Here is a 14,952-nt window from a genome sequence, read left to right on the forward strand (position 1 = left end):
ATTTTTTTTTAGATCGGGATAGAAAAAATGGGAACGATTTATATTACTCAAGAAGATGCTTTTGTTGGCAAAACTGATGAAAGACTAAATATTAAAGCTAATAAACAACAGCTTTTAGATGTCCCTATGATTAAGGTTGATGGGGTAGTTATCTTGGGACGTGCTACGGTTTCTCCAGCAGTTGTCAACGAACTGTTAGAACGCCATATTCCCTTAAGTTTCCTTACAGGGACAGGGCGTTATCTAGGAAGACTAGAACCTGAAATGACGAAGAATATCTTTGTCCGTAAAGCACAATGGTTAGCTGCCGGAGAATCTTCTCAAGCGATTCATGTTGTCCGAGGATTTGTTCGAGGAAAATTAAAAAATTATCGCAATCTTTTGATGCGACGACGACGAGAATGTCCCGACCTCGATCTCGATTCTAGTATTACGAAATTAGAACAGGCGATCGCGCCCATTGAAACAACTTCTACAATTAATTCTTTACGAGGATTAGAAGGAGCTGGAAGTGCAGCTTATTTTGGCTGTTTCGATCGATTGCTTAAAGAAACAAATTTTCAATTTAAAACTCGCAATCGCCGCCCTCCAACCGATCCAGTAAATGCTCTCCTAAGTCTAGGATATTCTTTATTGCGCCATGACGTTCAAAGTGCAGTTAATATTGTGGGATTCGATCCCTATTTAGGCTATCTTCATGTCGAACGTTACGGTCGCCCTTCTTTAGCCTTAGATTTGATGGAAGAATTTCGTCCCTTGGTAGTAGATGCAGTAGTATTAAGTGCTTTAAATCAAGGAAAATTAATGCCCAATGATTTTATCGCCGAACCATTAAGCAATGCGGTTTCTCTTACGCCAGATGGTTTAAAAATCTTTCTCAGATTGTACGAACAAAAGAAGCAATCCAAGTTTAAACATCCAGTTTTACAGCGTCAATGTACCTATCAAGAGTCGTTTGAAATTCAAGCAAGGCTCTTGGCAAAGTATTTGATGGGTGAAACGGATAAATATCCACCTTTGATTTTGAAATAATTTTATTAATCAGTCGAACCGTGTACGTTGTTATTAGTTACGATATTTCGGAAAATAAACGCCGGACTAAGATTCACAATATTCTGAAATCTTACGGACAATGGATGCAGTATAGTATTTTTGAGTGCGACTTAACTGAAACTCAATATGCTAAACTTCGCTCTCGTTTGAGCAAACTGATTCAATCTGAAACAGACAGCATTCGCTTCTATTTTCTCTGTGGTTGCTGCCAAGGAAAAGTTGAACGAATTGGGGGAGAGCAACCCCGCGACGAAACGATTTTCTTGGTTTAGTGCGCGAGAGGGTAGGTGTAAAAATGAAGCAAACGGGAAAAAGCTCAAAAGCTTGATGGTTCAGTTTTTTTAGAGAAATAGTGGTTTCAATCCGTCGCGCACTTTATCCAGTAAGCCTTTTGGCGATTTTAGCTTGTTGGTTGACTAAAACTGTGGTAAGCTTAAAAGAAGCTCGCGCAACTGTACCTCGAAAACTAAATACAGCAAGTTTTTGGGTTTTCCGCAGTTTAAAATCAACTAAATCCCTATCAGGGATTGAAACCCGAATACTCCCTGCTCCAGGGCATCATTGAGGTTGAGAGTTTAAAATCAACTAAATCCCTATCAGGGATTGAAACCTTTAGTTGTTTGTTAGTTAAGCCGAATTCATATTTAGTTTAAAATCAACTAAATCCCTATCAGGGATTGAAACAGGTAACTTTGAACATAACCCAAGCCCTGGTTGAGTTTAAAATCAACTAAATCCCTATCAGGGATTGAAACCCCACCCTGCAAGGGTAGCTCGGCGCCCTTGGGCGTTTAAAATCAACTAAATCCCTATCAGGGATTGAAACCAGCAATCTCAGGGATTCAATAGAAGATAAATCCCAAGTTTAAAATCAACTAAATCCCTATCAGGGATTGAAACATTTCGCACTGTAGGACGCGTTACTATCTTTCCGTTTAGTTTAAAATCAACTAAATCCCTATCAGGGATTGAAACCTGGTTCGATTCCCCAGTCAATCGTTAGTTGTCGTTTAAAATCAACTAAATCCCTATCAGGGATTGAAACACAATCGCCACGGCAGCAAGGATAGCGACTTCGGTTTAAAATCAACTAAATCCCTATCAGGGATTGAAACGTAAGAATTTAGGTTTGCGTAAATATAGCTCAAAGGTTTAAAATCAACTAAATCCCTATCAGGGATTGAAACCAAATTCTGGACAACCCCCGTGAATCTTGATATGTTTAAAATCAACTAAATCCCTATCAGGGATTGAAACAGAATACAGAAAGAAGTATAAAGAAGCCCTTAAGTTTAAAATCAACTAAATCCCTATCAGGGATTGAAACCTCCATAACATCTCCTAATGGGTATATCAATATGTTTAAAATCAACTAAATCCCTATCAGGGATTGAAACCGGCGGCACACCAACTGCAAAAGAATATCGCTATGTTTAAAATCAACTAAATCCCTATCAGGGATTGAAACGCCTCAACGGCTTCAGTAAATGAGGAATTACCCAGTTTAAAATCAACTAAATCCCTATCAGGGATTGAAACCCCCATTTCGGAATTCATTGCACCTTTACTCAAAGTTTAAAATCAACTAAATCCCTATCAGGGATTGAAACTCAGGGTTTCGGGGTTGGTGGGTAGTTGTACCTAGTTTAAAATCAACTAAATCCCTATCAGGGATTGAAACCGAATAAAGAGAGAAAATCTAATCCCGCATAAAATATGTTTAAAATCAACTAAATCCCTATCAGGGATTGAAACCTCTCCAACAAAGCGGGCTGTCGAACGAGAGGTATCATTGTTTAAAATCAACTAAATCCCTATCAGGGATTGAAACGTAAATCCTGAGGGACAACGACGACAGAGAGTTGTTTAAAATCAACTAAATCCCTATCAGGGATTGAAACCGGTCGCTCGGCGATCTGCCAGGCTAGGTATCCGTTTAAAATCAACTAAATCCCTATCAGGGATTGAAACCCCGTGGCCCCGATTACGGCAGCGGCTCTAAATGCGTTTAAAATCAACTAAATCCCTATCAGGGATTGAAACCCATTCCCACAAATCGTGCTCTTAGGAGTAATCAGTTTAAAATCAACTAAATCCCTATCAGGGATTGAAACGATTGATCGATTGAGCCGGACGCACTATTATTGGTGTTTAAAATCAACTAAATCCCTATCAGGGATTGAAACTCCTCCAGCTTCTCCCCCCCCGCCTAGCCAAGAATTTAACATGTTTAAAATCAACTAAATCCCTATCAGGGATTGAAACAGCTTTCTTACTGCCAAGAGAAATCCCTCTGCTGTTTAAAATCAACTAAATCCCTATCAGGGATTGAAACGCGTTCACGGGGGTGAAAGTCAATTGCGTGGAACTGTTTAAAATCAACTAAATCCCTATCAGGGATTGAAACACTATACTTTTCAACTGGTAATTCCTTGAATACGGTTTAAAATCAACTAAATCCCTATCAGGGATTGAAACGGTTCGGGTTTCTTGTACAACACAAAACCAGCATGTTTAAAATCAACTAAATCCCTATCAGGGATTGAAACAATCCATTTTCAGCGGCTTGATTGCGTAGGTCAATCGTTTAAAATCAACTAAATCCCTATCAGGGATTGAAACACCAGAGACAGCGATGATTCGCACAGGGAGAAGTTGTTTAAAATCAACTAAATCCCTATCAGGGATTGAAACGCTAAACGGGATTGAGATTGCGCCACTGCCTTCTCCCGAAGTTTAAAATCAACTAAATCCCTATCAGGGATTGAAACAGCTTCGAATGGAGATTTAATAGTGAGGATGAGGGGTTTAAAATCAACTAAATCCCTATCAGGGATTGAAACAGTTTCTTTCTTTACTTATAGGTACTCTCAAAGCATTCGGAGTTTAAAATCAACTAAATCCCTATCAGGGATTGAAACGGGTGGAATTCTAAGAATCCCGGCGCTGACTACGGCAGTTTAAAATCAACTAAATCCCTATCAGGGATTGAAACGCATGCGAATTTCTCCGGGGGGGGAGGCGCAGCCAAACCCCTGAGTTTAAAATCAACTAAATCCCTATCAGGGATTGAAACATTCGCCTCGACGGACAACCAGATGATTGCGGAGATGCGTTTAAAATCAACTAAATCCCTATCAGGGATTGAAACAGTTTATAAAGCATTCGGACCTATTCCCTGAGAGTTTAAAATCAACTAAATCCCTATCAGGGATTGAAACGCTGGATCTTCCTCCTCTTCTTCCCCCTCCTCCGCGTTTAAAATCAACTAAATCCCTATCAGGGATTGAAACTACCGGTCAGGGTTTCACTTCTCACGAGAGAATGGGGGTTTCAGGGTTTAAAATCAACTAAATCCCTATCAGGGATTGAAACTACCGGCGAGCCACCTTCAGGGTACAAGCCGGGGTTTAAAATCAACTAAATCCCTATCAGGGATTGAAACTTCTTTGAATATGAAGCTCTGTGTGAGGCCGGATAGTTTAAAATCAACTAAATCCCTATCAGGGATTGAAACTATGTGCGCACCAGACGGTGGACGAATTTCGCAGTTTAAAATCAACTAAATCCCTATCAGGGATTGAAACGCTAATTCTCGATAAAATTCATTGGTTTTATCAGTTTAAAATCAACTAAATCCCTATCAGGGATTGAAACGTATCTAGGATTAGCTTTGAGCATCTTGAGCGGGCGACGTTTAAAATCAACTAAATCCCTATCAGGGATTGAAACGAGCTAAGTCTGCGAGATTCTTAGCCGAATCAGTTTAAAATCAACTAAATCCCTATCAGGGATTGAAACTCAGCGCTCACGAGAGAATGCGGGTTTCAGGGGTTCGTTTAAAATCAACTAAATCCCTATCAGGGATTGAAACCGCGATTCTAGAGGGCATAGAGAGAATGATTTAGTTTAAAATCAACTAAATCCCTATCAGGGATTGAAACATAATCGGCGCTGACGATGGTAACGATTACACTGAGTTTAAAATCAACTAAATCCCTATCAGGGATTGAAACGGGTTGAAGGATTCAATTGCCCGCAATAAAGGTTTAAAATCAACTAAATCCCTATCAGGGATTGAAACCATAAGCAACGAGCACGTCGTTGAGTGTGGGTGGCGCAGTTTAAAATCAACTAAATCCCTATCAGGGATTGAAACCTCTTTACCTGGGTCGATAAAGAGAAAGTAAGGCGGTTTAAAATCAACTAAATCCCTATCAGGGATTGAAACGAAGCCAGGTTCGCTTGTATATGAATCTGTGGCGGTTTAAGTTTAAAATCAACTAAATCCCTATCAGGGATTGAAACTGCGAATACAGCCGCTTCGCCAACCTGAGTGAAGTTTAAAATCAACTAAATCCCTATCAGGGATTGAAACCAGAAGATTCAGAGGCTAGCTCCATTAGTCTGTGTTTAAAATCAACTAAATCCCTATCAGGGATTGAAACATTGATTGGGCAACCGGGATTATCAACCAAGAGGTTTAAAATCAACTAAATCCCTATCAGGGATTGAAACATGAGGGCGTTAAGTGCTGTAGGGAGAGATTCACGTTTAAAATCAACTAAATCCCTATCAGGGATTGAAACTGGCTAGCTCCAGCATAGGGAGAGGAGCTAGACCTTGTTTAAAATCAACTAAATCCCTATCAGGGATTGAAACCAATCCGAGCCATTCCTTTTGCTCTCCAGTTCCTGTTTAAAATCAACTAAATCCCTATCAGGGATTGAAACCATCCTTAACCTGTAAAGGGATACAAGTTAGCAAGGCTGGAAGTTTAAAATCAACTAAATCCCTATCAGGGATTGAAACCAGCGTTGAGGGCACGACATAGGAGATTGAATCGTTTAAAATCAACTAAATCCCTATCAGGGATTGAAACATGGAATACAAAAGCTCTATTAGTGACATACTTCGTTTAAAATCAACTAAATCCCTATCAGGGATTGAAACATTTCGCGTTGTAGGGCGTGTTACTATCTCTCTGGGTTTAAAATCAACTAAATCCCTATCAGGGATTGAAACAAATTTACTTTCCCGTGGATACCGTTCTCCACTGTTTAAAATCAACTAAATCCCTATCAGGGATTGAAACAGGTGGAATTCTAAGAATCCCGGCACTGACTACAGTTTAAAATCAACTAAATCCCTATCAGGGATTGAAACGGATTGTCTGAGAACTACTAGAAGAGAGGTTGCGTTTAAAATCAACTAAATCCCTATCAGGGATTGAAACGACTGGGTGCAACAATCTTTGGGCGCGGTAGCTGTTTAAAATCAACTAAATCCCTATCAGGGATTGAAACCTTGTGCCCTAAAGCTTCCATTATCTGAACAAAGTTTAAAATCAACTAAATCCCTATCAGGGATTGAAACTACTTCTAATATGCGTTTTGGCTCAACCTTATCGAGTTTAAAATCAACTAAATCCCTATCAGGGATTGAAACTGAGCTGCGGGAATCAAGCTTGCCCAGAATGCGGTTTAAAATCAACTAAATCCCTATCAGGGATTGAAACACCCGTAGGAGTACTTGTGGCTTGACTTAAGATGTTTAAAATCAACTAAATCCCTATCAGGGATTGAAACGGAACTCTCCATAGATGTTGGGCACGTACTGGATAGGTTTAAAATCAACTAAATCCCTATCAGGGATTGAAACCACGCCGTAACCTTTAATGCGGGCGGCATGATGCGTTTAAAATCAACTAAATCCCTATCAGGGATTGAAACTGACCATCTCTAACGCAACTGCAGAACTACTGGCGTTTAAAATCAACTAAATCCCTATCAGGGATTGAAACCAACCCATACGTTCTCTCTAAGGGGGTTATTTCGTTTAAAATCAACTAAATCCCTATCAGGGATTGAAACGAGTATCACCCAAACATCAAGTGATATATCTTACGGTTTAAAATCAACTAAATCCCTATCAGGGATTGAAACGAGAATTTCTTGTCCGCCTGGTACAGATTGCATAGGTTTAAAATCAACTAAATCCCTATCAGGGATTGAAACAATCCATCGTTACTATCATTTCCTGAAGGCGACACATGTTTAAAATCAACTAAATCCCTATCAGGGATTGAAACAGGTGCGATTAACCTTGGACAGAAGAAGCTTGAGTTTAAAATCAACTAAATCCCTATCAGGGATTGAAACTATTTTTCTGGGGTAATATACCCCCTACTTTTCAGTTTAAAATCAACTAAATCCCTATCAGGGATTGAAACGAGGCGTCATTGACGAGAAAGTAACTCAAGTAAGTTTAAAATCAACTAAATCCCTATCAGGGATTGAAACTTTGCGAAGACGGATTGAGGCAGAAGCAGCTGGGTTTAAAATCAACTAAATCCCTATCAGGGATTGAAACGAAACCAAATTGGTTTTTCTTCTTCTCTAATTCAGTTTAAAATCAACTAAATCCCTATCAGGGATTGAAACGCGCTCTCGAGAGATGAGCCTGTAAAGCTACCAAGTTTAAAATCAACTAAATCCCTATCAGGGATTGAAACACTGAAATTAGTAACGGTTTCTCTGATTCGCTTAAAGGTTTAAAATCAACTAAATCCCTATCAGGGATTGAAACGCAGTGTGCCATATTCAACCCTCAACTCAACAAAGTTTAAAATCAACTAAATCCCTATCAGGGATTGAAACAGCCTCATATTCTTTGAGTAATTCATCCAACGCCGGGGTTTAAAATCAACTAAATCCCTATCAGGGATTGAAACTTCGTTGGTTACCTCTTGTACTACTTGGTCTAGTAGTTTAAAATCAACTAAATCCCTATCAGGGATTGAAACATACCGTACGATTCCATAGAAAGCTGCACCTGGAAGAGTTTAAAATCAACTAAATCCCTATCAGGGATTGAAACTTCAAACCTTCAATCGCATAATAACCTATTTTCCTCTAGTTTAAAATCAACTAAATCCCTATCAGGGATTGAAACTCGTTACGGATGCTTACTACTCAGAAGATACAGGTTTAAAATCAACTAAATCCCTATCAGGGATTGAAACATGTCGCTCATTGCGGTATGGTAGAGCACTAGGTTTAAAATCAACTAAATCCCTATCAGGGATTGAAACCGATATATCTGCAATGCAGGATATGGGCGGATTGAAGAAATGTTTAAAATCAACTAAATCCCTATCAGGGATTGAAACCCATGGCACTGAATCTTTAGCTGCCTCATCCCATGTTTAAAATCAACTAAATCCCTATCAGGGATTGAAACAAGTATAGGATATATGTGCGTACGCGGAGGTGGACGAAGTTTAAAATCAACTAAATCCCTATCAGGGATTGAAACCCATACAAATAAAAGAGAGTTTATCTACCGCTACGTTTAAAATCAACTAAATCCCTATCAGGGATTGAAACCTGCTGCATCTGCAGCTGGACATATGGGCGATGATGTTTAAAATCAACTAAATCCCTATCAGGGATTGAAACTTGGGCAATCTTCTCCTGTAGACGTCCCTCTACGTTTAAAATCAACTAAATCCCTATCAGGGATTGAAACAGCGCGGTGTTCCTCGGATATGCTTAGGTGTACTGGTTTAAAATCAACTAAATCCCTATCAGGGATTGAAACCTGGCTTAGAGAGAAGAAAGGCGTAGAAGTTACCACGTTTAAAATCAACTAAATCCCTATCAGGGATTGAAACCTTATATATGCACAAAAAACTCTAAAAAATAACGTTTAAAATCAACTAAATCCCTATCAGGGATTGAAACAAATGACCCCTTCAGCTGGGCGCAAAAAATCCCGTTTAAAATCAACTAAATCCCTATCAGGGATTGAAACTAAGCTGAAGGGAAGTTTGGATTCGACTGCAAGCTTGTTTAAAATCAACTAAATCCCTATCAGGGATTGAAACCTTTGGTAATCCCTAATAAATCTGTAGTGCCGCGTTTAAAATCAACTAAATCCCTATCAGGGATTGAAACCCCAAGAGAAAACGCGCCGGTCAGATTGAATATGAGAGTTTAAAATCAACTAAATCCCTATCAGGGATTGAAACCACCGGATTTCTCAATTCAGTAACACCGGCAAATTCATAGAGTAAGTTTAAAATCAACTAAATCCCTATCAGGGATTGAAACTGTTTCGGAACTACACAAGCGGGCGAAGGAGCGTTTAAAATCAACTAAATCCCTATCAGGGATTGAAACGACTACAGCATTTAGAGCCGCTGCCGTGATCGGGTTTAAAATCAACTAAATCCCTATCAGGGATTGAAACGCTCCTTCTCCTTCGGCAGGAACTAGATCGTGGGTTTAAAATCAACTAAATCCCTATCAGGGATTGAAACGACATGCCAAAATTAAAGGTTTTGGGTAAATCCGTTTAAAATCAACTAAATCCCTATCAGGGATTGAAACAGATTTAAATTGAGCGACGGGATTATCCAAGCTATGTTTAAAATCAACTAAATCCCTATCAGGGATTGAAACAGTAGTCGATTGACCCCCAGCACAACCTTACAACTTATCTAGGGGTAGAGCTAGAAGCCAATCAGCCGACGCTGCTAGAGTTCCTAAAAAATTCTGTCCCTTTTGAAGACACGATTTACCCAATCGAGAAAGAAGAAAATTTATTTCTCATCCCCTCAGACGATCAATTAGACAACGCCAACGAATATTTAAGCAGTAGTGGAGTCGGAGCAATGATTCTGTCGCGACGATTAGAAAACGTTGCGAGTGCTTTTCAAGTCTGCTTGATTGATTCTCCGCCCCAGCGATCGCAAATTGCCAAGACAGTCATTGGTGCGGCTGACTTTTTGGTGATTCCAGCAGAAGCCAACATTAAAGGATACGGCTCTCTGATCAGAACCCTTGACTTGCTAGCTTCTATGCGGGAGATTCGAGCGACATCCGCGACCGTAATGGGGATTATTCCTTTCCGAGATCGATGGATTGGTAGAACCCAAACTCATGAGAGCCGTCTTGCTGTAGAAGGAATGAAAGAAGAAGTTGAGGATGCTAATTTAATTCTTCCGTCAATTTTGGAATCCGAGCGATACAAGCAAGCAATTAACAAGCAACAATCCCTAGAAAGTCTGGGCTTTCCCGACCTCGAATATCCTTTTGAGGTTTTGGTAACTTTAATCAAGGAGCAAATGAAACATGACTAACGACAATCTACTCAATCGGTTGCGGAAGAATCGCCAACGAACCGTCGTTCCTAAAAGAGACGATGCGTTGGTCGCTCCTACATCAGAAGCTCAAACTGGCGAGCGGCTTGACGGTAGCGTCCAAAATGATTTACAACCCGATGAGCGAGACAATACCGAGCCAGCCACTAGTTCGACCAATGCTACTTTGGAACAATTAAAAGCGGAACTGGCAAAATTCCCTTCAACCCGTCGTCGCTCAGCAATCGTTTTGGAAGAAGAGATCGACCAAAAGCTAACGCGATTTTGTAAAGAGCGAGGAGTAACAGTTGAGACATTTTTGGAAGCTGTTTGGGAAGTAGCTTCTGATGATGAGATGCTACTAGAACAAATTGTAAGATCTGCTAAGCACCGCTACATTTCCCGCAAGGAAGCAGGCAGACTGCGACGGTTAATCACCATGCTTTCAAAAACTTAGATCGATGATTTTTATTATCCGAGAACCAGCAACTAGCGAACAAATTAGTCAGATGGCAGAAACTTATTTTGGGCTGATGATTAAACTAGCTGTAGATGTGGAACGAGAAATTTTAGCTGGAGGTGGCGAACTACACGCAGATTGCGAACAAGCTTTATTAGAAGATGGCTCTCAACAAGAAAATGTTTGGGGAGCAGACTGGTATCCCGAATTAAAACGAGTTGGATTTGAGTCTTTAATCAACATTCGCCCTCGTCAACAAAATCGCGGCATAGAAATACAAAGTCCAGTCATTCGAGAAAAAATAGAAGTAATCGTGCGTCGTTTATTGGAGGTTAATTAATGGAACGTCAGGCATTATACGAACGCTTCAAACACTTAGACTGGCAGCAACAATTGGGGAATTTAGCCTCTACTTTAGCTACTATATCGACACAATCAACGATCGAAGAACAAGATAAGCTAACCAGTCACCTATTGCGCGAAGCTGCTCTAATGATTGAGTGGTGTGCCAAAGATGTTCCGGCTGATTTCCAGTCAGAGTTAGCGGCAATCCAGAAAGAATGCTTGGCTTGGAAAAAAGCTTATCCGATCGAAACAGCCAGAGATTTATTATCTATTCACGCTCGCCATCAGTCGGAACGAGTATTGCAAATGGCAGGATTGTTCAGCGATGAAAATCAATTTATAGCCAGTTTTTCTGTTTAGAAAGAAAAAGCGAGAGAGTTATGCGTATTTGCTGCGAACATAACAAATGGCTTCAATCGAATTGGCGAAGAGATACCAGACTTTATTCTCTGACTCTTTGCCAAAACCTATTTGGCGCATGGGTAGTTACAAAAACGTGGGGAAGCGCTATCAACAGGGGGTTTGGAAAATCCAAAGATTTAATTTGCCCAGATTATCAGTCGGGTTTGGAAATATATCAAAAGCTGCAACAGCGAAGGGAAAGGCGGGGTTATCAGAGAGTTGAATAGAGAACAAAATGTGTACGTTAGTCGCCTTATCAACCGATCAAGATTCGTGCGAGTTTTTTTTCGCTTTCTCATTCGCAATCCGGTTAGCGGCTGCGTTTAAAACACGCTCAATATCGACATATGTAAAAGATGCAGAAGATGGTCGTTCTATATTTGCTGTTGAACAGGAACGGAAATACTTTTTTTCAAGCAGCTACCCCCTCAGAACTAAGCAGAAATCCAAAACCCCTAAAAACACCCCCCTGCCTTCAGAAAGCCCCCGCCCTTTTAGGCGTGGGGTAGTTTACTCAACCATTGCTCATCAGATACTCCAATAGATTCAAGCCAATATCTACACGCTTTAGTATTGGAACCAAAACCATATCGTTTGGCAAGATAAGTTATTCCCACCCCATCGAAGGATGCAATCGCCTTACCAAAGTTATCGACAGCCACTAGGGTTTCAACTCGTTCGGTTTTTGTAACGATCGCATCGGGCTTACCCATCATCAAAGCGAGCATTTCCGTGCCATGCAGGGTGGCGATCGCGAATTCTCTTGGTCGGGATAGCGCAGTCGCTTGGCTTTTAATTGGATTCGTCAACTTCGCGTAGAACGAATAAATCACCAACGTCTCTTCCCAAGTAGCTGCACAAGATTTCAATTGTACGAACATCAACTCGGTCAAATTTGTTGGTAAACAATCTATTAATGGTCGTTGAACTTAACCCAGTTTCTTTCGCTAGTTGGCGTTGAGATAATTGGGGATCTTTTTCAGCCATTAAAACAGCAAGTCGGCAAAACATTTTCTTCATTCAAGGGTGTAAGTTGAATATGACACATTCTTTGTGGAAGTGAATATATTTTTAGCGGAAGTGCTTGACAACCGTTTTCGCTTCCGCTAATATTAAAACATGAGGAAAACAACCGTTTGATCAATACAGATAACAGAGAAGCCAGCCGGACGAGAAGCGGCAAAGGCAAAACCCTATCGCTAGTTACGACTAGAAGCCTGGGAACCGAACGGGAGACGGAACGGAGGCGAGATGTAGACCTGAGTATGTCGATAAAAGACTTAAAAAACTTTTTTTTATCTCTGTTGTCGAAAATTCTTCAAATGATTAAGCAAAAGGAGAGCTTCGCTCAGAAAAGAGCGAGACTTGGCTCTCCCCATTCAATAAACTTAATGACATTATGGCAGACGTTCAAACAATCACCCCAAGACAGACCTAAACGCTGATCCGCAAAAATTTGCACCTGTCGAATGTCAGTCTTAGCAGGAATTGGACGCTTGCCTTTGGCACGAACCAGTTCTTGCTCCAGAGAAAAATCTTCGGGGACGCGATAGAATTCTTCGGCGGTGAAACATTGTCTTTCGTCTACGCCAGGTGGAAGATTGTCTAAAGTGAATGGAGTGTAGTTCTGCATTAAGCATTCTCCTGCATCAACAGATGATTATGATTTTAATTTTAAATTAAAGCCATTAATATCAGAACAACAAACAGCCAAAACAACGTTTCTGACTGTTCGATCGACAACCCTGGAACTCGTGGAAGTTTCATTTCTACTGCCGCCGAACAACGTATAAATTCTGAAAAACATAATCAATTCCGTTATAACAATAGCGACTGACAAAAACTTCGTGTTGTCGTGTTTCTGGAAGACCTTGCCTTCTCCGTTCCTCATCAAAACCTGCCATCTCAAAACAAGCAGGATAACCTTGGTATAGTTGAGAAGAAACCTTCAAAAAAACATCGTCGGCTGTTGGTTGCTGATAAAATAGCTGTTTAAAAACTCGGCGGTAAGTTCCGTTTTGGAGCTGCACATAAGCAAATTTTAGACAACCGCCAGAAACATTGCAACCTGGATGATATTGGTCATATAGATCTTGAGTAGCACAGCCGCCTTCGGGACAAGGAATGTAAGGATCGATAAAATACAGAGGCAATTTTTGTCCGAACTGTTGAACTTTAACGGCTTGAAATCGCTTAGGATCGCCTATCCAATAAGCTTCAAAATTCTGTCTAACTTGTTTAATGAGTTCTAGCGGCATAACTCTAGCAGCATAGTCCCAGTTATCTTTTGTTTCAAATGTTAACTCTCCTTCTCCTTGAGCAAAGACGGCTGCAACTACGTTACAAGCTTGAAGAGATGCAGATAGCAAGTGAAGAGTAAACCCTAAAAAAAATTTCTTAAAGATTTTCATCTCGGTTGATTTAATGCACTTTCAGGAATTGTTATACCTAATTGTTTTAAAGCCCAAACATCTTCTGCAAACAAGTAAAGTGTATAGGCTCCAGGTTTTAATCCGTCTAATATATCTTGTTTTAATTTTTCTGGGCTTCCCAACTCTTCTAATCTTTTTCGCCACCATTGTAAAGCCAATTGTTGAGCTACTGGCTCGGGAACGACTTGAGTCATTGACGCAAAAAGTAAATCTGTTGCGTCATCTGTTGTATTGAGCGACAAGCACCCCAATTCATCCAATTGGATAAAAAAACGTCCTCCCTGATAATAGTCTCCTTCATAATCAACAAAAGGTGGCGTTGTTTTATAAAGCAATTCTACTACATAATATTGCTTTCCTCTGTATTCAACTGCCCCTCTAAGTAAAGGAGATTTATTTTTTTGACTTTTGGGCAAGCATGGATCAATTGAAGATGGAATCGATCGCAAAGACAGATCTTGAGCCATTGCCCGAGTTGTAATTTGATGACTTAAAACGATGACAAAAGCGATGGCGATAACTGTAAGTAAAAATCTTTTATTGGTGGAATTCATTTTTCTCAAGTTAGTTAAAATTAACGAATTTTCTTGGATCTTGCGAAGCACCTCTCCTTTTACCTCAACAACTTGTTTAAAATCAACTAAATCCCTATCAGGGATTGAAACATCTCAACAGACATCTGAGATGTTGCGCCCATTCTTCAAGTTTAAAATCAACTAAATCCCTATCAGGGATTGAAACCGTACCGCCGCGATGCGACCACATCTCGTCATAGGTTTAAAATCAACTAAATCCCTATCAGGGATTGAAACTTTCGTGCATATATATGATCGCGTGCGCGCGCGTTTGTTTAAAATCAACTAAATCCCTATCAGGGATTGAAACGTTGGCTACTCCACAATCTCTCTTGGTCACTGTCCGTTTAAAATCAACTAAATCCCTATCAGGGATTGAAACCAATCGTACAATCGCTAAATCCTGCAAACTGGTGGTTTCTACGTAGTTTAAAATCAACTAAATCCCTATCAGGGATTGAAACGGGCAGGTGTTCTCCACACTCATTGTCCGTCCTATTGTTTAAAATCAACTAAATCCCTATCAGGGATTGAAACCTT

General features: G+C 40.2%; 11 protein-coding genes and 2 CRISPR repeat arrays (1 of these 13 running past the window's edge). Of the genes, 6 read left to right on the plus strand and 5 right to left on the minus strand.

What is annotated here, in order from left to right; translation table 11 throughout:
- Positions 1-27: 27 nt before the first annotated feature.
- From cas1d to NIES593_RS07375, 6 genes are all read left to right on the plus strand, one after another.
- Positions 28-1,032, plus strand: coding sequence for a type I-D CRISPR-associated endonuclease Cas1d (gene cas1d / locus NIES593_RS07350; RefSeq protein ID WP_073598961.1), 1,005 nt, complete (start codon positions 28-30; stop codon positions 1,030-1,032).
- Positions 1,033-1,052: 20 nt separating this feature from the next.
- Positions 1,053-1,325, plus strand: a complete 273-nt coding sequence (gene cas2 / locus NIES593_RS07355; RefSeq protein WP_073598962.1) for a CRISPR-associated endonuclease Cas2 — start codon at positions 1,053-1,055, stop codon at positions 1,323-1,325.
- A gap of 225 nt (positions 1,326-1,550) precedes the next feature.
- A CRISPR array of direct repeats spans positions 1,551-9,518; the repeat unit is 37 nt; unit sequence GTTTAAAATCAACTAAATCCCTATCAGGGATTGAAAC.
- Positions 9,519-9,526: 8 nt separating this feature from the next.
- On the plus strand, positions 9,527-10,198 hold the full coding sequence (locus NIES593_RS07360; RefSeq protein ID WP_083602366.1) for a ParA family protein: 672 nt from the start codon (positions 9,527-9,529) through the stop codon (positions 10,196-10,198).
- A complete protein-coding gene (locus NIES593_RS07365; RefSeq protein ID WP_073598964.1) occupies positions 10,191-10,655 on the plus strand; it encodes a carboxysome distribution maintenance protein McdB in 465 nt (154 codons plus the stop codon). The genes NIES593_RS07360 and NIES593_RS07365 overlap by 8 nt, the downstream gene beginning before the upstream one ends.
- Before the next feature lie 4 nt (positions 10,656-10,659).
- Complete coding sequence (locus tag NIES593_RS07370) at positions 10,660-10,998, plus strand: DUF5674 family protein (RefSeq protein ID WP_073598965.1); 339 nt, start codon at positions 10,660-10,662, stop codon at positions 10,996-10,998.
- Positions 10,998-11,363, plus strand: a complete 366-nt coding sequence (locus NIES593_RS07375) for a hypothetical protein (protein WP_073598966.1) — start codon at positions 10,998-11,000, stop codon at positions 11,361-11,363. The genes NIES593_RS07370 and NIES593_RS07375 overlap by 1 nt, the downstream gene beginning before the upstream one ends.
- A gap of 536 nt (positions 11,364-11,899) precedes the next feature.
- Here the strand turns inward: NIES593_RS07375 and NIES593_RS24525 are convergent.
- From NIES593_RS24525 to NIES593_RS23460, 5 genes are all read right to left on the minus strand, one after another.
- Positions 11,900-12,286: a hypothetical protein gene (locus NIES593_RS24525; RefSeq protein ID WP_217651844.1), complete on the minus strand. Its 387-nt coding sequence runs from the start codon at positions 12,284-12,286 to the stop codon at positions 11,900-11,902.
- Complete coding sequence (locus tag NIES593_RS25460; RefSeq protein ID WP_073598968.1) at positions 12,198-12,425, minus strand: helix-turn-helix domain-containing protein; 228 nt, start codon at positions 12,423-12,425, stop codon at positions 12,198-12,200. The genes NIES593_RS24525 and NIES593_RS25460 overlap by 89 nt, the downstream gene beginning before the upstream one ends.
- A gap of 328 nt (positions 12,426-12,753) precedes the next feature.
- Positions 12,754-13,038 (minus strand): hypothetical protein, encoded by a 285-nt coding sequence (locus tag NIES593_RS07395; protein ID WP_073598969.1) that lies wholly within the window; start codon positions 13,036-13,038, stop codon positions 12,754-12,756.
- A 136-nt stretch (positions 13,039-13,174) separates the two neighbouring features.
- Entirely contained in the window at positions 13,175-13,816 is a 642-nt protein-coding gene (locus NIES593_RS07400) for a hypothetical protein (protein WP_073598970.1), read from the minus strand.
- Positions 13,813-14,391 carry a hypothetical protein gene (locus NIES593_RS23460; protein WP_139253651.1) on the minus strand — a complete coding sequence of 193 codons (579 nt, stop codon included), beginning with the start codon at positions 14,389-14,391 and terminating at the stop codon, positions 13,813-13,815. The genes NIES593_RS07400 and NIES593_RS23460 overlap by 4 nt, the downstream gene beginning before the upstream one ends.
- 74 nt (positions 14,392-14,465) lie before the next feature.
- Positions 14,466-14,952: a CRISPR direct-repeat array (repeat unit 37 nt; unit sequence GTTTAAAATCAACTAAATCCCTATCAGGGATTGAAAC) (it continues 1,021 nt past the right edge of the window).

This window comes from Hydrococcus rivularis NIES-593, assembly GCF_001904635.1.
GTDB classification, from domain to species: domain Bacteria; phylum Cyanobacteriota; class Cyanobacteriia; order Cyanobacteriales; family Microcystaceae; genus Hydrococcus; species Hydrococcus rivularis.